The following is an 18,132-nucleotide window of genomic DNA, read 5'->3' as shown; positions in this document are numbered from 1 at the left end:
CATGAATCACCACAAACGGTTGATAAACAACCTAGTTTGGCAATTCATTTTAGGAGGATGTAAAGATGTCAGACAAGACAACAATGCCGACGACTTACGATCCGAAGGCAGCCGAGCAGAAGTGGTACGACTTCTGGCAGCAGGGTCAATTTTTCAAGGCGGGCCAGCGCCCGGAAGCAAAGCCTTTTACGATCGTAATCCCGCCGCCAAACGTTACGGGGATGCTTCATATCGGGCATGCGCTCGATTTCACCCTTCAAGATATCATTATCCGCACCAAACGGATGCAGGGCTTTGACACGCTGTGGCTGCCTGGCACCGACCATGCGGGCATTGCTACCCAAACCAAGGTAGAACAGAAGCTGCGCGAACAGGGGCTGAGCCGTTACGACCTTGGCCGCGAGAAGTTCCTGGAGCAGGTGTGGGACTGGAAAGAGCTATACGCGAACACCATTCGCGAGCAATGGGGCAAAATGGGACTGTCTCTGGATTATTCCCGCGAACGTTTTACATTGGACGAGGGTTTGTCCAAAGCGGTACGCGAAGTATTCGTCCGTTTGCATGAGAAGGGCCTTATCTACCGCGGCAAAAAGATTATTAACTGGGACCCGGCAGCGCGTACGGCTTTGTCCGATATTGAAGTAGAGTACAAAGAGCTGAACGGCCATCTGTACCATCTCCAATATCCGCTCAAGAACGGCAGCGGTTATATTACCGTTGCAACAACGCGTCCGGAGACGATGCTTGGCGATACGGCCGTAGCGGTCCATCCGGAAGACGAGCGTTACAAGCATCTGATTGGCCAGATGCTCGTACTGCCGGTAGTTGGCCGCGAGATTCCGATTATTGCCGATGATTACGTGGAGAAGGATTTTGGATCCGGCGCTGTAAAAATTACGCCTGCGCATGACCCGAACGACTTCGAGGTTGGCCTGCGCCATGACCTGCCGCAAATCATCGTCATGGATGAGACAGGCACGATGAACGAGCATGCGGGTCCTTATCAAGGTCTCGACCGTGCGGAATGCCGCAAGAAGCTGGTGAAGGATCTGCAGGAGCAAGGCGTTTGCATCCGCATCGAGGACCATGTGCATCAGGTTGGCCACAGCGAGCGCAGCGGCGCGGTTGTTGAGCCGTATTTGTCGACGCAATGGTTCGTTGCGATGAAGCCGCTGGCTGAACGCGCGATCGAAGCGCAAAAATCCGGCAATGGCGTTAACTTTGTACCGGATCGCTTCGAGAAAATTTATTTGAACTGGATTGAAAATGTCCGCGACTGGTGTATTTCCCGCCAACTGTGGTGGGGCCACCGTATTCCGGCATGGTACTGCGAATCCTGCGGCGAGATGCATGTTGCCCGCGAGGACGTAACGGCCTGCGCGGCTTGCGGCAGCACATCGCTTCGTCAGGACGAAGACGTTCTGGATACCTGGTTCAGCTCCGGGCTCTGGCCGTTCTCCACGCTCGGCTGGCCGGAAGAAACGGAAGACTTCAAACGTTACTACCCGACGGATGTTCTTGTAACGGGCTACGACATCGTTTATTTCTGGGTTGCGCGCATGATCTTTACGGCGCTTGAGTTCACGGATCAAATCCCGTTCAAGGACGTACTGATGCATGGTCTCGTTCGCGACGCGGAAGGACGCAAAATGTCCAAATCGCTTGGCAACGGCGTTGACCCGCTTGACGTCATCGAGAACTACGGTGCCGATGCGATGCGTTACATGATCTCGACGGGCAGCACGCCGGGTCAGGATCTGCGCTTCCGGATCGAGAAGGTCGAGCAGGCCCGCAACTTTGCGAATAAGATTTGGAACGCCTCCCGTTTCGCTCTGATGAACCTTGAAGGCTTTACGGCTTCCGACATCGATATCAAGAGCAATCTCGGTACGGCTGAGCGCTGGATTCTGCATCGCCTGAACGAAACGGTGCGCGAAGCGACCCGTTTGATCGACAGCTACGAGTTCGGCGAAACCGGCCGCATTTTGTACAACTTCATCTGGGATGATCTGTGCGACTGGTACATCGAATTCGCCAAGCTTAACCTGTACGGCACGGATGAGCAGGCAAAACGCGCGACGCAGTCGGTTCTGGCTTATGTGCTTGACCGTACGCAGCGTCTGATTCATCCGTTTATGCCTTATATCAGCGAAGAAATCTGGCAGCATCTGCCGCATGAAGGCGAATCGATTACCGTTGCCGCTTGGCCGGTATACGACGAGGCTCTTGAAGCGCCTGAAGCGGTAAAAGAGATGGAGCTTCTCATGGATATCATCCGCGCGGTTCGTAACGTTCGCGCGGAAGTGAATGTACCGATGAGCAAGAAGGTTGAACTGATGATCAAGCCTTCCGGTGAAGCCGAGGCTGCGATTGTCAGCCGCAACGAGGAATTTATCAGACGTTTCTGCGGCACTTCGTCGTTTGAGACCGGTCTTGGTCTGGCCGCTCCGGATAAAGCAATGACAGCAATCGTAACCGGCGCGGAGCTTTACCTGCCACTTGCGGGCTTGATTGATATCTCGCAGGAGATCGCCCGTCTCGAGAAAGAGCTGGCAACGCTGAGCTCCGAAGTAGAGCGCGTGGAGAAAAAGCTTAGTAACGAAGGTTTCGTTGCGAAGGCACCGGCTAAAGTCATTGAAGAAGAACGCGCCAAAATGGCAGACTACGCAAGCAAACGCGATAAGGTTCTTGCGCGCATCGAAGAGCTGCGCAGCTAATGATCTGATGGAAGAAGGACGTTTACATGATCGAAAACGGAACAGAAACGGAACGAAGCGGCATGCTTCGTTCCTATAAGGAAGCGGTCGATTGGATCAACGGGCTTATTCCGTTCGGAATCCGCCCGGGTCTTGACCGTATCGAGCAGCTGCTGGAGAGACTGAATAACCCTCACCGCAGGCTCAAATTCATTCATATTGCCGGTACGAACGGCAAAGGTTCAACCTGCGCGTACTTAACAAGCGTATTGATGAAATGCGGATATGACGTAGGGACGTTTACTTCGCCTTACATTACGAAATTCACAAACCGGTTCCAATATAACGGCCAGGACATTGAAGAAGAGACTCTCCTTCGTCTAGCCAATGTGCTTAAGCCGCATGTAGAGGAATTAGCGGAGACGGAGTTCGGCTCGCCTACGATGTTCGAAGTATCTACTGCTCTTGCCATTCTGTTCTATGCGACCGTTACTTATCCGGATTACGTCGTTTGGGAAACAGGGCTCGGCGGAAGAATGGACGTGACGAATATCGTTACGCCTATCATCTCCGTCATTACGAATGTCGGCCATGACCATATGGACCGGCTTGGCAACACGCTTGAGGCCGTAGCCTCCGAGAAGGCCGGCATTATTAAAGCCGGAGTTCCGGTAGTTAGCGCAGTGGATCAGCCTGAAGTTGTTGAGGTTGTGAAGCGGACGGCAGCGGAGAAGAAGAGTACGCTGTATCTGTTAGGCGAACAGTTCAACATCAAGGAGCTGTCCAGCGAAGAGGATGAGCAAACCTTCCGTTTCGAAGGCATGTTCCGTTCGATTGAACCGCTCACGATTACGCTTAATGGCGCGCATCAGCGGACGAATGCTGCCGTTGCGGTCATGACGCTTGAAGTGCTTCGTCAATATTACGCATTGATCGTAGAAGACGACGCTCTCGCAGACGGGCTGCGCGAGGCGAAATGGCCGGGACGTCTCGAGATGGTATCCCGTTCGCCCCGCATTCTGATTGACGGAGCGCATAATCCGGAAGGCGCTGAATCGCTTGTGCAGGCGCTTCGCTCGACTTACCGGTATGACCGTCTTCACGTCATGATGGCGATGGTAGAGAATAAGAATCATCGGGATGTTCTAAAGCATATACTACCAATAGTGGATACGCTTATCGTGACCGAGCCTGATTTCCGCAGCAAGTTTGATGCGGAGCTTCTAGCCGATCTTGTCCGCGATGTGAAGCCCGCGGAGTCTTCCTTTGAGCTTATCGTGGAGAAGGATTGGCGCGAAGGCCTCCGCAAATTGCAACAATTGACCGGGGAAACAGACCTTGGGGTTGTGACTGGTACGCTTTATTTGATAGGTGACGTTCGCTCCCGCATATTGTACAACTCGGATTCTGAAAAAGGTTGGTGAACCGTCTTTGAATACGGCAGAACATGTTCATTTCATCGGAATCGGCGGTTACGGCATGAGCGCAATCGCCCGCGTTATGCTAGAAATGGGATATAAAATTACCGGTTCCGATGTAGCCCGTCAGGAATTGACGGAGAAGCTTGCGGCGAAAGGCGCGCAAATCTATATCGGCCATGAGGCGGAGCATGTCAAAGGCGCCGATCTTGTCGTTTATTCGACGGCGCTCTCGAAAGACAATGTCGAGCGGGTGGCAGCGGAAGAGCTGAATATTCCGGTGCTGCACCGTGCGCAAATGCTTGCGCGGCTCATGAATGCCGGCAAAGGCGTAGCCGTAGCCGGAGCGCATGGGAAGACGACTACTTCCTCCATGATTGCGCTTGTTATGGAAAAATGCGATGCGGATCCAACTTATATTATCGGCGGCGAGATCGTCAATGTGGGAACGAACGCAAAAGCCGGCAAAGGCGAATACGTCGTTGCGGAAGCGGATGAAAGCGACGGTTCATTCTTGCAGTATCACCCAAGCATTGCTATTGTAACGAATATTGAGCCTGACCATCTGGAGAACTACGACGGTGATTTCGGCAAGCTGAAAGCGGCGTACGTCAAATTCCTGTCCCAGGTGAAGGCAGACGGCAAGGCGATTGTATGCGCGGACGACGAGACGATCACCGAGCTGCTTCCGAAGCTTGATGCGGACACAGCCTCGAAGCTGATTACTTACGGCATCGACGGCGATGCCGAGTATAAAGCGGAAAATATCAGCCTTGGCGACCGCAAGGTATCGTTTGAAATGACGCATCGCGGTTCGACGCTTGGCACCCTCGAATTGTCCGTTCCGGGCCGCCACAATGTGTACAACGCGATGGCAACGGTCATTACCTGCCTGGAAGCAGGGCTGTCATTTGATAAGATTGCGGAAGCCATTCACGAATTTATCGGAGCGAAACGCCGGTTCCAGGTGCTTGGCGAAGTGAATGACATTCTGGTCATTGACGATTACGCGCATCATCCGACGGAGATTCAGGCAACGATAAGCGCAGCAAAAGCAACGGGTAAGCGTATTATTGCGGTATTCCAGCCTCAGCGCTACACGCGCACCTTCTTCCTGCTGGAGCAGTTCAGCCGGGCATTCCCGGAGGCGGATGAGGTAATCATTACGGATATCTATTCGCCGGCTGGCGAGCAGCAGATTGAAGGGGTTCATTCCCGGAAGCTGGTTGAGATGATCAAGACAAACAGCAATGCGAACACGTCTTATATCCCGACGAAAGAAGAGGTGCTGGAGCATTTGACCGCCAAGGTTGCTCCGGGCGATCTTGTTATTACGATGGGTGCAGGCGACATTTGGAAAACGGCGGATGCGCTTGCGAAGACGCTGAAAGCAAAAGCATAAACCATAAATCAAGCATGGCGAAGAACGCCCTGAAAGCCTCAAACGAGGTTTTTCAGGGCGTTTTTTTAGTGAGCGAGTCAGGCAAATCTATCATAATTCTCTATCGAATCTCATAGAGTAGCAGTAGAAGAACGGGACAAGGAGAGAATGACATGAACAAGAATAACCGGATCACTTACCGATTTGACCGTACCGGCCAGAGTGTTGAAGACAAAGGCCGCAATGAAATCAGCGCTAAGCCTCAGCAAGCCCCGGAACGGGAGCAGGGCAAGCCTTCGAATATTGTGCCTCTCTATGCCAAAACCGAATATGAGACTGCGGAAAGCCCGTTTAGTCCCTGGATGAGTCCGTTCCAAGAGGATGTCAGCGCGCTTGAGGATCTGATTCGCGAGACGGATCCAAAACCGGCTCCAGCAGCGGAGAAGATGCAGGCAGCTCCCGCCGCTCTACCGGTAACAAAGCCAAAGCTTGTTCAAGACTCGGCCGTTCTTGACTCTCAGCCAGAGCCTGGACAGATAGCCAAGCAGCCGCAGCGCCCCGCGCAGTGGCATCCCCGTCAAAAGGCGCAACCCGCGGCAGAGTCAATCCTGCAGTCCGCTTCAAAGTCCGCACCACCAAAGTCCGTACAGCCTGAGATGCATGCCGTGCCTATGCAACAGGAATCCGATCCTTGGGGCGAGCTTCAGCATTATCCGGAGCTGGACGTGGACCTGAACCTGAATAACAATGGACAGAAGGCAAATCGCTGGTCCGGTCCCGTTCATAATTATTCCGCGCCTCCATCCTGGATCAAAGTGTTTCTATCGGTAGCCGGAGCGCTGGCAACGGGTGCGTTGTTCGGCTACTTGCTGCTCTCCCTGTTTACGAATACGCCGGATCAATCCGATTCCAATAATAAGCTGGCCAATCCCGTTAACGGATCCGTAACGAATCCTAGCGCGTCGCCAAGCGGGGGTAAAACGAATACGAATGGCGGCACGTCCAGTCCTTCGACTGGTCAGACGGCGGGCCGGGTGAAGCTGGACATACCGCTTCAGTCGTATCAGCTGCTTCAATACGGGGTATTCAGCAACACGGAAGGCAGAGACGCTGCCATTAAGGAACTGTCGGATAAAGGGCTGGCTGCTGCCGGTCTGCAAACGGCTAACGACTACCGGGTATATGCCGGAATGGCGATAGACCGTGATCGGGCGCTTGCCCTCAGCAATGATCTTGGCGAAGATGTTCCCGTCTATATCAAGCAGATCGACATTCAAGTGCCCGAGCAGTTCCCGTTTGCGGGAGACGCTAAATCGGCAGCGGCATTTATGAACAATACAATCGGTCTGATCGGCATGCTAGATGAACTGGCCTTAACGCAGCTGGAGCAGCCAAGCTTGTCGCCGCTTAGCTCCGCCGCTGCCGAATCCTGGAAAACGGAGTATCAGAAGTGGACGGGAAGCGTAAAAGCGATGCAGGCAGGCGTAACGGATGAGTCCGGAAAAGCATTTCTCATAAAATTAATTCAATCTATGAATACAGCGGCCAAATCGCTAGAGGAATACGATAAAAAGCCGTCGCAATCGCATTTGTGGGCTGTCCAGGACGCGCTGATGGACGCGGTCGCAACGCAAAAACAATGGTATGAATCGATCAACGCATTGTAAACGAAATCGAACCTAAGTATAATAGGGAGCAGGTGTCAATAAATGGCGAGAGGCGTTGAATAATGAAGAAAAACGGCTGGATTTTATTGCTTTTCCTCGTGCTGGGCTTAGTGGCCGGCGCACTCGTTGCGCGATGGCTTGAACCGGTATCCGGAATCTCTTTTTTGACCAAAACAATCGATACAACCTGGTCTCCTGCCGTTGATCTGTATGTGCTCAGCCTGGATCTGAATGTACATGTTCAAATTAGTTTGTTCAGTATTATTGGCGCTCTAGCCGCTATTTGGTTATATCGTAAAATGTAAACCGGCCAAACGGCCGGAAATGAAGGAGCAAGTGGGACTTTTGAGCAAGTATGAATCGACTAAACCGATCAGCCAGCTTGTGCTGGCATCGTCGTCACCGCGCCGGAAGGAACTGGTCGCATCCCTGGGCCTTTCCTTGCCGGTTTATATTTTGTCCTCTGATGCCGACGAGTCGGTACCTTCCGATTGGGCGCCTGCGCATATTGTCGAGCAGCTAGCTCTCCGCAAGGCGCACGCGACCGCAGCGATTCTGAAGGAACGCCGGGAAGAGAATCGTTCTCTCGTGGTTGGAGCAGACACGATTGTTGTTGTAGACGGCCGGGTGCTTGGCAAGCCGAAGGACCATGAAGATGCATTGTCCATGCTGCAGAGCCTTCAAGGACGAGAGCATGAAGTTTATACGGGAGTGGCTTGCGTGGTTGCGGAGACCGGTGACGAGACTTCGGCGCATCGGATGACGAAGGTTTATATGAAGCCGATGCGAGATGAAGTACTGAAGCGGTATATCGCAACGGGCGAACCCGATGATAAAGCAGGTGCATACGGGATTCAGGGACTTGGCGCAACGCTGGTCGAGAAGATTGACGGCTGTTATTTTAATGTCGTTGGCCTGCCGGTGTCTCTGTTGTCGGACATGCTTGCTCAATACGAAATTCAGGTTTTCTAGATTAACTTTTCATGAAGTGACCTTGATTTGGACATAACACCAAGTAATGCCATATCATTTTAGCTGGAAGAGGCAGGGACGGACATGGAGCAAGGCAATCTGTTACGAAATGTCCCCCATGAAGAGCGACCAAGAGAACGCATGATGCAATATGGGGCCGAAGCGCTTAGCCATACCGAATTGCTTGCGATTCTGCTACGTACGGGTACAAAGCAAGAATCGGCTGTGCATTTGGCTAGTAAAATAATGAAAGAATGCGGAAGCTTGCGCAATTTGCTCGATATGAGCATGAGCGAGCTGACGGCTATAAAAGGGATCGGACCGGCAAAAGCGGTCCAGCTGCGGGCCGGAATCGAGCTTGGACGCCGTATTGTACGGAGCGGACAAGGCGAGATTGTGACGGTACGTAAACCGCAGGATGCTGCGAACTATGTGATGGAAGAGCTGCGCTACCTGAAAAAGGAGCACTTCGTCTGCCTGTTTCTGAATACGAAGAACCATATTATTGCCCGGGAAACGCTATCGGTAGGTACGCTTAACGCGTCTCTTGTTCATCCAAGAGAGGTTTTTCGAGCGGCCGTGAAAGCCGGCAGTGCTTCAATTATTTGTGTTCATAATCATCCGAGCGGAGACCCTATGCCAAGCCCGGAGGACGTCACATTAACGAAGCGCCTTGTAGAGGCTGGTGAACTGATGGGGATTGAAGTACTGGACCATTTGGTCATCGGGGATGGAAGGTTTATCAGTTTGAAGGAACATGGTTACATGTAATATAATAAGTAGGATTGTCGCAATTAGAAGGGAGCATTAACATGTTTGGTGGTTTTTCGAAAGATTTGGGAATTGATTTGGGTACTGCAAACACGCTCGTATTTGTAAAAGGAAAAGGTATTGTTGTAAGAGAGCCGTCTGTTGTAGCTCTGCGTACTGACACAAAAACGATTGAAGCGGTTGGCGAACAAGCGAAAAAAATGATCGGCAGAACACCGGGCAACATTCGTGCCGTTCGTCCGATGAAAGACGGCGTTATCGCCGATTTCGAAACAACCGCAACAATGATCAAATATTTTATTCGTTCCGCGCAAAAGCAAAAATCGCTGTTTCCTAAGCATCCTAACGTTATGGTTTGCGTACCGTCCGGCATTACCGCGGTAGAGAAACGCGCTGTCGAAGATGCGGCTAAGCAAGCGGGCGCTCGCGAAGCGTATACGATCGAAGAGCCGTTTGCAGCCGCAATCGGCGCTGATCTCCCTGTTTGGGAGCCAACAGGCAGCATGGTTGTCGATATCGGCGGAGGTACAACGGAAGTTGCCGTTATTTCGCTGGGCGGTATCGTTACTAGCCGTTCGATCCGCGTAGCGGGCGACGAAATGGATGAAGCGATTATCCAATATATCAAACGTTTCTATAATCTGATGATTGGCGAAAGAACAGCCGAGCAACTGAAGATGGAGATTGGCACGGCGCTTCCGTTTGATGTTTCCGAATCGATCGAAATCCGCGGCCGCGACCTCGTAACCGGTCTGCCTAAGACGCTGCCTATTACATCGGAAGAAGTTACGGAAGCGCTGATGGACACGGTGAACTCGATTGTAGACGCGGTAAAAATTACGCTGGAAAAATGCCCGCCTGAATTGTCTGCCGACATTATGGACCGCGGTATTGTGCTTACTGGCGGCGGAGCGTTGCTTCGCAACCTGGACAAGCTGCTGGCACGCGAGACAGGAATGCCTGTCATTGTAGCGGATAATCCGCTTGATTGCGTAGCTATTGGTACAGGCCGTTCGCTTGACCACATTCACTTGTTCAAAAAAGGCGGATCTTCCCGCTCGAAACGATAAGAGAACCAGAGCGGTTAGGATATGGAACGGGCAGGTGATTAAAACTGTTTAAGCTGCTAAGAAATAAGCGGTTGTTTATGCTTATGATCGGATTAATCCTGTTCATTGCGGTTATCGGTTTCTCGCTAAGCGACCGCAAGGAGCTGACTTGGCCCGAGAAATTTCTCGGCGATTCTGTTGGATTCGCGCAGCAATGGTTCTACAAGCCCGCTGGATTAGTAGCGGGCTTCTTTGAGGACATTCGCGAGCTCAAGACGCTGCATGAGGAGAACGAACAGCTGAAGCTGACGGCTGCTGCTTATGCGCGGGACAAAATTAATTACAATTTTGTCCAGAAGGAGAACGAGCGGCTGCAGAAAGAGCTGCACTTTACGGAACGACAGAAGAACATGTACAAATACAATTATTTGATTGCCCAAGTTATTGCAATTGATAACGATCCATACAATCATACGATGGTTATAAACCTTGGTTCAAAGAACGGAATCAAGCCCAATATGGCCGTAACGACAATTGACGGGCTTGTTGGACTTGTCAGCAATGTCCGCCCGTACACGGCAACGGTAACTCCGCTTACGGAACTGGATGACACCTCTCCAACGTCAAACGCCATTGCGGCAACGGTTCTCGGCAGGGAGACCGAGTCGTTTGGCATTGTCGGCAGCTATGATAAGGAAACAGATCGCCTCATTATGACCAAAATTGCCGAAAACGATAAAATGATCGTTGACGATACGGTTATTACATCCGGACTCGGCAATGTTTACCCTCGCGGTCTCGTGATCGGTACGGTAGAAACAAGGCAGGTCGGCGACTTTGGCCTTACCCATACCGCTACGATTAAAATGGCAGCCAAGTTCGATCATCTGACCGAAGTGTTCGTCGTTCAGCCGACGGAATCGGGAGATGAATAAGATGGGCGACAAAGGCATCAACCGGCTTATTCTTGTCATGCTGCTCCTATTTATCATAGAGGGCGCTATCATGCCTTGGCTTATTCCGATTGAGCTGACAGGAAGAATCGTTCCTCATTTTATGTTCGTTTTTGTTGTTTTCGCAGCCTTGTACAGCGGCCGGCACCGGGCTTTGTTTTTCGGAATAAGCTTTGGCTTTCTGCAGGATGTCGTCTACTTCGGACATTTAATGGGTGTTAACGCCTTTTCCATGGGACTTATCGGATACTATACCGGCGTACTGCTGGAGCGCCGGCGCAGCACGCTGCTCACGGCGTTGTCCGTGGTTGGCCTCGGCTCTATTCTGTACGACACGATCGTGTATTTCGTAAATATGGTCTTCCGGATTACGAAAGAAACGTATGCCTGGGCGCTGATGGATCATATTTTGCCAAGCCTGTTCCTTCAGCTGGTCTTTGCGCTGGCGGTCTACGTACCGGCAAGGCGTCTTTTCGAGAGCCATTTGAAGCTGAATCCGGATTCGGATGAAGAATAATTTATAGGCAGGAAGCAGGAATTTGCACTCCGTGAAAAGAATGGATTACGTTGGGGAGGGACAGACGTGACCGAGAAGCAGCATATTATGATAAAAGGTGTCAAGGAAGGTCTCGTGTTCCTTCTCGACGATAAGTGCGAATTTGCGGTTTTGCTTGACGAGCTGCAGTATAAGCTTGAGAAAACGCATCAGCAACTGCTGACCGGCCCGCTCGTGCACGTGCATGTGAAACTTGGGACAAGGCAGATTGGCGAGGATGAGAAGGAACGGATCAAATCGGTCATTCGCTCGCAGGGCAATTTAATGGTTCAGTCGATTGAATCGTCCTCTGCGATGCAGGATGGAGCTAATACGGCTCCCGCCGGCCCTCATGTTATAACGGGAATTATCCGTTCCGGCCAAACGATAGAGCATGACGGTGACCTGCTGCTAGCTGGGGATGTCAATCCGGGCGGTACAATCTTGTGCAGCGGAGATATATACGTAATGGGCGCACTGAGAGGTGTCGCCCATGCAGGCGTAAACGGCAGAACGGATGTCATTATCGCCGCTTCGCTTATGCGTCCAACCCAGCTTCGAATTGCCGATGTCATCAGCCGTCCTCCGGAGGAATGGATGTCCGGGGATGCAGCCATGGAATTCGCTTATTTGTATGAGGGAAACATGCAGATTGACAAAATGACGCAATTATTCCGTTTACGCAATAATCCGATTAAGGTATAAGGGGTGTTCATGCATGGGAGAGGCGATTGTTGTAACATCAGGCAAAGGTGGAGTCGGTAAAACGACGACCTCGGCTAATTTAGGTACGGCACTTGCTTTGCTTGGCAAAAAGGTTTGTATGGTCGATACCGACATCGGATTGCGTAATTTGGATGTTGTAATGGGACTTGAGAATCGAATTATTTATGACCTGATTGATGTAGCCGAAGGACGCTGCCGGCTTAATCAGGCTTTGATTAAAGACAAGCGCTTTGAAGAGCTGTACATGCTGCCTGCTGCCCAAACCAAGGATAAGCAGGACGTATCGCCGGATCAAGTCCGGGATATGGTACTCGAGCTCAAGAAGGATTTCGATTACGTGATCATTGATTGTCCGGCAGGCATTGAGCATGGCTTCCGCAATGCGATTGCAGGCGCGGATCGCGCGATTGTTGTAACAACGCCTGAGAATGCCGCGGTGCGGGATGCTGACCGTGTTATCGGACTGCTCGAGAAAGAGCAGATTCCATCCAAAATAATTATTAACCGGATTCGCCAGAACATGGTGAAGAACGGCGAAATGCTTGATATTGATGAAATTTGCCAAGTGCTCGCCGTTGATCTGCTTGGGATTGTCCCTGATGACGAGAAGGTTATCAAGGCTGCCAATTCCGGAGAACCAACGGTGATGGATCCTTCTTCGCGTGCCGCTATCGCTTACCGCAATATCGCTCGCCGGATACTAGGGGATATGGTTCCGCTTATGCTGCTCGATGAGAAGGCCGGTGCCTTCAAACGCTTCCGCAAGTTTCTTGGAATAGGATGATTGCCTTGTGCTAAACAAGCTGAAAAAGATAGACTGGGGCATCGTAGCCATTTTGGTCTGCCTGATGGGCATAAGTACCGTATTGGTTAGAAGCGCTACGCATAACAACCCGCTTTATCACAACTATGATGTGAAAACAGTCGCTTTTTATATAGCAGGTTTTTTAGTAGCTATAACGGCTACCGTCTTTGATTATCGCATATTACTGAAAAGCTGGTACGTTTTATACGGTATCGGAGTCGCACTGCTTATCGCGGTCTTCTTCTTCGGGGCAAACATTAACGGCGCGTCCGGTTGGTTCAAACTGCCGGGCGGCTTCTTGTTTCAGCCTGCCGAGATTATGAAGATTATTATTATTATCGGTATTGCCTATATAATGGGCCGCCGGCAGGGGGATCGGTTAACCTTTATCGAGGACTTGCTTCCCATCGCTGCTTTTGCGTTTTTACCGTTCCTGCTCGTCATGATCCAGCCTGACCTTGGCAACGCGATTATTTATATCGTTATCGTCTTGGGGATGCTTTGGATTGGCAACGTCAAATATACCCACGTGCTGGTTGGTTTGACCGCGGTTGTTGCGGCGGTCGTATTGTCTATCTCCTTGTTTACGATGTTTAACTCCGAGATTGAAACTTATCTGAAGGACCATCACAAGGAGCACTGGTACAAACGGATCAATACGTTCCTGGACCCAAGCCAGGCGTCATCCGATGATAAGCATCAATCGGAAAATGCCAAGATAGCGATCGGTTCCGGCGGCCTCAGCGGCGACGGGTATTTAAAGGGCGATATGATTAACGGGAAGTTCATTCCTTATCCTTATTCCGATTCGATTTTTGTCGTAATCGGGGAGGAGTTTGGCTTCCAGGGCTCTGCGATCCTGCTATTACTGTACTTCCTATTGATATATAGGATGATACTAATCGCTTTCCGATGTTACGATAATCGGGCTGCGTTTATCGTAATCGGGATCGCCTCCATGTACGTCTTTCAGATCTTCCAAAATATCGGCATGATGATTGGGCTTATGCCGATCACCGGTATTACGCTGCCATTCATCAGTTACGGCGGTACTTCGCTGCTGCTTAACATGCTGTGTATCGGTATTTTGTTTAGTATTAACGCGCACCAAGAGAAGTACGAGCTGGCCGAGTAGGCCAGCTTTTTTTCGTATGCGGTGGGTAGGTTAATTGATCGCGCGCTGCGCCTCAAATGTTCTTCCGATCGCCATTGCTCGGGGATTCCTTGAACCATTCCAATAGGATTGGAATCCCCTCACAAACCCTAATGACCTTTCGGTCACCGCCAAGTATGAAAATGTTAAACTTCGTTTCAACCTCAATTTCCCTTCCAATACTGGTAATGGCAGGTCAAAGGTCGTTCGCTTTTTGGTGAAACTAAACCCGATTCACAAACCGACCTATTACAACGACGAGAATCGCCGAATGTTGCTTGAGCACGTGTATAAAAATACACCAATCTCCGTTGTATGACCTGTACAATCCAAGTTAATGAGGGATGAGAATGGATGCAGTACTTGAAAGATGTGCGGGGTTAGACGTACATCAGCAAACCGTTGTAGTTTGCGTGCTAAGCGGTCCGCTAGACAGAAAACCGAAAGAAGAGATCCGTACTTTTGGAACTACGACAAACGAACTTCTAGAGATGTCAGACTGGCTAACTGAAAAAGAATGCTCCCATGTTGCCATGGAAAGCACGGGTGTTCTTTGGAAAGCAGTTTGGAATATCCTTGAGGGTCAATTTACACTCGTGCTAGGAAATGCCAGGAAAATCAAAAACGTCCCTGGACGAAAAACCGATGTAAAAGATGCTGTATGGATCGCAAGTCTGTTACGATGCGGTCTGATCGAGCCTAGCTTTGTACCAACTACGGACATTCGGGATCTACGAGACCTTACTAGGTATCGTCGAAAACTACAAGGACAAATCACTTCAGAAAAAAACCGTATACACAAGACTTTGCAAGACGCGAACATAAAGCTAACCACTTATGTTTCCGACTTGTTTGGAAAGTCAGGATTAGCAATGCTCGATGCTATCGTCAACGGTGAAGTGCTCGATGAGGAATCCGTCAAAAGGATGGTTTTCACTAAGCTGAAGAAAAAAGTGCCCGAATTAATTGAAGCATTAAACGGTCGAGTACGTCTTCACCATCGTTTTATGATTCGACGACATTTAGAGCATATGCAACAGGTGGAAGAACACATTGAGATCCTAAACAAAGAAATTGATCGATTACTTGAACCATACAAGGAAGAAGTAGCCTTGTTGGTCACTATCCCGGGAATTCAAGAGGATGCCGCGGCGAGTATTCTTGCAGAGATAGGACCAGACATGTCGATATTTCCTACTGAAAACCATCTTGCTTCTTGGGGAGCCGTTTGTCCAGGAAGTAATGAGAGTGCCGGTAAAAGAAAGAGTTCAAAAACAAATAAAGGCAATAAAGGGCTAAAAGCAGTATTGTGCCAAGCGGCGTGGGCTGCTTCGAAAACCAAAAACACCCGTATTGCCGCATTTTACAGCCGTGTTGTGAAACGAAGAGGACCCAAGAAGGCTGCGATGGCCACAGCACATTTAATATTAAAGATTTGCTACTTCATGTTACGTGATAAAACTACCTATGAAGAGTTAGGCTGGGATTACCTACCAAAGAAAGAAAAAGGACTTGATTTCTGGATTAGAAAAATCAAGTCCATGGGATATGCCGTTCATTTACAGGATAACCAAATAGTCTAATTTTCAAAAAATTCGAAAGAATTTTCGGGGAGTGGTTTTTTGTCTCCAAAACGATATAAACCACCCAAAAACCTTCATTTTCGTATAAAAAGCGACCACTACGTTTCTCCAGAATCATTTGATGCTCCGCCCTTGCCTTTAACCTGCAACTCAAAAAGAGCTGAAGCCTTTCGCCCAGCTCGTGAAGAAACCGCCATGTCCGAGCAGATATATAAACCTGCTCGGTCTTTTTTTTCGCCCTCAAGCCAAAACGGAGCAGTTGAATGATTCTGAAGAAGCGGTAGCGTTCGCCCTTGTTCTCCGGATTCCAACCATTGACCAGTAAATTCAAGGAATCCGGGAACAACAGCGATCGAAGAACATTCAACTGCGCAGTTTCTGGCGCAGCATACTTGTCAGCTTGGCCACATATTTATGTAGAAAGGAAATGTGGGCTGCGCCAATGCCAGCCGGCTTGTCTTGCGAGAGGGAGGCTATTCGATGAGTAAAAAAGACGGTATAAGAGAGCGGCGACAGGAGAAAATCAGACAGCTGCTGGAGCAGCAGGAAAAGCAGGCCAAGCTGTGGCAGCAGCAGGAGCGTATGCAAGAGCAGAAGCATCAGGTGAAGCCGGCCAAAAATAGACCGGTCCGGGAGAAGCAGAACGCGAGGTTCGAGGAGGAGTCTTTTTTACCTGTACCCTATCACATGGATACAGGCGGCGGGGACGAGCTTGACCCGGAGAAGCTGTGGAAAACAAATCCGCATCCGTGGCTGGGGTGGGAGTCCGGAGACGGAAAAGGAAAAGGCGGCCGTTATGGAGGCGATTTCGCTTCGATCTACGAGTCGGGTGACGGAGGCGGCAAGAGGCCCTTTTTCCGCAGCGAACTGAAATGGAAGGTCATTGTAGCGGCCCTTCTGTTTGCAGGGATTTGGGGCGTTTTTCACAATGAATCGCCGCTTGCGCAGAAGGGGCAAGCCATCGTCAAAAATGCTTTAACGGATGAAATGGATTTTACGGCTGTCGCTACGTGGTATAAGGAGACTTTTGCCGGCGCGCCGTCTTTTATTCCGATATTCAACCATAATGCGAAAGAAGCGGAATCCGCAAACGGTTCAGTGGAATTGCCCGTTGTGTCTCCTCTTCCGGATGGTGCCATCGTCCGCACCTTTGCCGAGCTCCTGAACGGGGTTGAACTGGCGGGCACGTCTAAGGAGCAAGTATCGGCCATAGAGACGGGCAGAGTCCTGGTCGTATCCGAAGCGGAGAACGGCAGCGGCGTTACGGTTGTAATCGAGCATGCAAACGGCCGTGATTCGGTGTATGGCAATCTGGGGGCGGCAACCGTTAAACAAAATGATTGGGTCGAAGCGGGCGACGGAATCGGGACGCTGAAAGAAACGGCAAGCGAGGAGCCAAGTCTTCTTTATTTTGCCGTGCGGCAAAATAACCAATACGTCGATCCCGTGGGCGTGATTCCGATTGATTAAATGGAAGGGCATCCGCTGGTCCGTTCATCCGCTGTTTGTGCTTGTCATGATTGGTTCTGTTGTGACCGGCTATTTCGCCGAGCTCTTCACTTTATTTCTGATCGTGCTAGTCCATGAGATTGGACATGTCGTGGTTGCAAGAGGCTTTGATTTGACGGTGCGGGAAGTGAAGCTGCTTCCCTTTGGCGGCGTTGCGGAGATCGAAGATGCGGGCAGCATCCCGGCCAAGCAGGATGCGTTGATCGCCATCGCGGGTCCTCTTCAAAACGTATGGATGGGACTAGCCGCCTGGGGCTGCGGCCAGTTGGGCTTGTGGGATCCGGAATGGGCTGCCTACGTGTGGCAGGCAAATCTCATGATTGGCTTATTTAACCTGCTGCCTATTTATCCCCTGGATGGAGGCAAGCTGATGCAGGCTGCCTTCAGCTATGGCTTTAATTACTATTCCATGATGAAATGGACCTCCCGAATCAGCATTGGTCTTAGCATACTGATGATTGGCTATGCATTGTCTACCGCAATCCGGCCGAATACTGGCATCCAGCTTAATCTGCTTGTCGTAGGCTTGTTCCTGCTAATGACGAATTGGACGTACTACCGCAACATGCCGTATTTGTTTGTCCGTTTCCTGATGCACCGCGACAAGGTTGCCGTGCGCGCCATCTCGCGTGGCGCGCTGGCTCGACCAATAATTGTAAATTTAAAGCAACCAATTATTGGCGTTGTTCGTCTATTATGGCGGGAACAGTACCATCTCTATTATTTGATGGAACTGGAAGGCCGAGTCGTCAAGGTTGTCCCCGAGAAAGAAATCGTTGACCGCTATTTGACCGAGCCGGATCCGAACCGGGCTGTTATCGAACTTTTTCGATAGAGGTAAAATAGACCACTTTTTCGCTTAGGAGCCTTGGTGTAGAATAGAGTAGATGACAAAAAGTAAGGCGGTTGATATT

At 50.6% G+C, this 18,132-nt stretch carries 16 protein-coding genes; all 16 read left to right on the top strand.

All coding sequences use genetic code 11. From position 1 onward, the window contains the following. The first annotated feature begins 65 nt into the window (after positions 1-65). Positions 66-2,717, top strand: a complete 2,652-nt coding sequence (locus ACR9FF_RS21665) for a valine--tRNA ligase (protein ID WP_435164641.1) — start codon at positions 66-68, stop codon at positions 2,715-2,717. Between the two features lie 26 nt (positions 2,718-2,743). Continuing rightward, the gene (locus tag ACR9FF_RS21660) at positions 2,744-4,120 is read left to right on the top strand and encodes a bifunctional folylpolyglutamate synthase/dihydrofolate synthase (protein WP_317981259.1); all 1,377 of its coding nucleotides are present in this window, start codon (positions 2,744-2,746) and stop codon (positions 4,118-4,120) included. A 7-nt stretch (positions 4,121-4,127) separates the two neighbouring features. Next, positions 4,128-5,516 (top strand): UDP-N-acetylmuramate--L-alanine ligase, encoded by a 1,389-nt coding sequence (murC, locus tag ACR9FF_RS21655; protein WP_435164638.1) that lies wholly within the window; start codon positions 4,128-4,130, stop codon positions 5,514-5,516. 152 nt (positions 5,517-5,668) lie between these two features. Further along, positions 5,669-7,162, top strand: coding sequence for a hypothetical protein (locus tag ACR9FF_RS21650; RefSeq protein WP_435164635.1), 1,494 nt, complete (start codon positions 5,669-5,671; stop codon positions 7,160-7,162). A gap of 62 nt (positions 7,163-7,224) precedes the next feature. Continuing rightward, positions 7,225-7,467 (top strand): DUF4321 domain-containing protein, encoded by a 243-nt coding sequence (locus ACR9FF_RS21645; RefSeq protein ID WP_015845986.1) that lies wholly within the window; start codon positions 7,225-7,227, stop codon positions 7,465-7,467. Between the two features lie 40 nt (positions 7,468-7,507). After that, positions 7,508-8,134 carry a Maf family protein gene (locus ACR9FF_RS21640; RefSeq protein WP_435164632.1) on the top strand — a complete coding sequence of 209 codons (627 nt, stop codon included), beginning with the start codon at positions 7,508-7,510 and terminating at the stop codon, positions 8,132-8,134. Positions 8,135-8,218: 84 nt separating this feature from the next. After that, positions 8,219-8,905 carry a RadC family protein gene (gene radC / locus ACR9FF_RS21635; RefSeq protein WP_435164629.1) on the top strand — a complete coding sequence of 229 codons (687 nt, stop codon included), beginning with the start codon at positions 8,219-8,221 and terminating at the stop codon, positions 8,903-8,905. 41 nt (positions 8,906-8,946) lie between these two features. Beyond that, the gene (locus tag ACR9FF_RS21630) at positions 8,947-9,975 is read left to right on the top strand and encodes a rod shape-determining protein (protein ID WP_127494594.1); all 1,029 of its coding nucleotides are present in this window, start codon (positions 8,947-8,949) and stop codon (positions 9,973-9,975) included. Between the two features lie 77 nt (positions 9,976-10,052). Next, entirely contained in the window at positions 10,053-10,889 is an 837-nt protein-coding gene (gene mreC / locus ACR9FF_RS21625) for a rod shape-determining protein MreC (protein ID WP_435164626.1), read from the top strand. 1 nt (position 10,890) lies between these two features. Beyond that, complete coding sequence (mreD, locus tag ACR9FF_RS21620; RefSeq protein ID WP_201007624.1) at positions 10,891-11,424, top strand: rod shape-determining protein MreD; 534 nt, start codon at positions 10,891-10,893, stop codon at positions 11,422-11,424. Between the two features lie 66 nt (positions 11,425-11,490). After that, a complete protein-coding gene (gene minC, locus ACR9FF_RS21615; protein WP_174806553.1) occupies positions 11,491-12,147 on the top strand; it encodes a septum site-determining protein MinC in 657 nt (218 codons plus the stop codon). A 13-nt stretch (positions 12,148-12,160) separates the two neighbouring features. Beyond that, entirely contained in the window at positions 12,161-12,952 is a 792-nt protein-coding gene (minD, locus tag ACR9FF_RS21610; RefSeq protein ID WP_127494587.1) for a septum site-determining protein MinD, read from the top strand. A gap of 7 nt (positions 12,953-12,959) precedes the next feature. Next, the gene (locus ACR9FF_RS21605; protein ID WP_201007625.1) at positions 12,960-14,108 is read left to right on the top strand and encodes an FtsW/RodA/SpoVE family cell cycle protein; all 1,149 of its coding nucleotides are present in this window, start codon (positions 12,960-12,962) and stop codon (positions 14,106-14,108) included. A gap of 368 nt (positions 14,109-14,476) precedes the next feature. Then, positions 14,477-15,709 (top strand): IS110 family transposase, encoded by a 1,233-nt coding sequence (locus ACR9FF_RS21600; RefSeq protein ID WP_435164098.1) that lies wholly within the window; start codon positions 14,477-14,479, stop codon positions 15,707-15,709. Positions 15,710-16,189: 480 nt separating this feature from the next. Continuing rightward, positions 16,190-17,179: a peptidoglycan DD-metalloendopeptidase family protein gene (locus tag ACR9FF_RS21595; RefSeq protein WP_435164621.1), complete on the top strand. Its 990-nt coding sequence runs from the start codon at positions 16,190-16,192 to the stop codon at positions 17,177-17,179. Then, positions 17,172-18,053 carry a M50 family metallopeptidase gene (locus ACR9FF_RS21590; RefSeq protein WP_435164618.1) on the top strand — a complete coding sequence of 294 codons (882 nt, stop codon included), beginning with the start codon at positions 17,172-17,174 and terminating at the stop codon, positions 18,051-18,053. The genes ACR9FF_RS21595 and ACR9FF_RS21590 overlap by 8 nt, the downstream gene beginning before the upstream one ends. Positions 18,054-18,132 lie beyond the last annotated feature (79 nt).

Source organism: Paenibacillus glycanilyticus, from assembly GCF_051200795.1.
In the GTDB taxonomy this organism is placed as follows: Bacteria; Bacillota; Bacilli; order Paenibacillales; family Paenibacillaceae; genus Pristimantibacillus; species Pristimantibacillus glycanilyticus.
This window is presented reverse-complemented; position numbering and strand designations above follow the sequence as displayed.

Bases quoted from the DNA above. Each gene is read 5' to 3' on its own strand.
- ACR9FF_RS21665 (WP_435164641.1), top strand. From the start codon at position 66: ATGTCAGACAAGACAACAATGCCGACGACTTACGATCCGAAGGCAGCC.
- ACR9FF_RS21660 (WP_317981259.1), top strand. From the start codon at position 2,744: ATGATCGAAAACGGAACAGAAACGGAACGAAGCGGCATGCTTCGTTCC.
- ACR9FF_RS21650 (WP_435164635.1), top strand. From the start codon at position 5,669: ATGAACAAGAATAACCGGATCACTTACCGATTTGACCGTACCGGCCAG.
- ACR9FF_RS21645 (WP_015845986.1), top strand. From the start codon at position 7,225: ATGAAGAAAAACGGCTGGATTTTATTGCTTTTCCTCGTGCTGGGCTTA.
- radC (WP_435164629.1), top strand. From the start codon at position 8,219: ATGGAGCAAGGCAATCTGTTACGAAATGTCCCCCATGAAGAGCGACCA.
- ACR9FF_RS21630 (WP_127494594.1), top strand. From the start codon at position 8,947: ATGTTTGGTGGTTTTTCGAAAGATTTGGGAATTGATTTGGGTACTGCA.
- mreC (WP_435164626.1), top strand. From the start codon at position 10,053: ATGCTTATGATCGGATTAATCCTGTTCATTGCGGTTATCGGTTTCTCG.
- mreD (WP_201007624.1), top strand. From the start codon at position 10,891: ATGGGCGACAAAGGCATCAACCGGCTTATTCTTGTCATGCTGCTCCTA.
- minD (WP_127494587.1), top strand. From the start codon at position 12,161: ATGGGAGAGGCGATTGTTGTAACATCAGGCAAAGGTGGAGTCGGTAAA.
- ACR9FF_RS21600 (WP_435164098.1), top strand. From the start codon at position 14,477: ATGGATGCAGTACTTGAAAGATGTGCGGGGTTAGACGTACATCAGCAA.
- ACR9FF_RS21595 (WP_435164621.1), top strand. From the start codon at position 16,190: ATGAGTAAAAAAGACGGTATAAGAGAGCGGCGACAGGAGAAAATCAGA.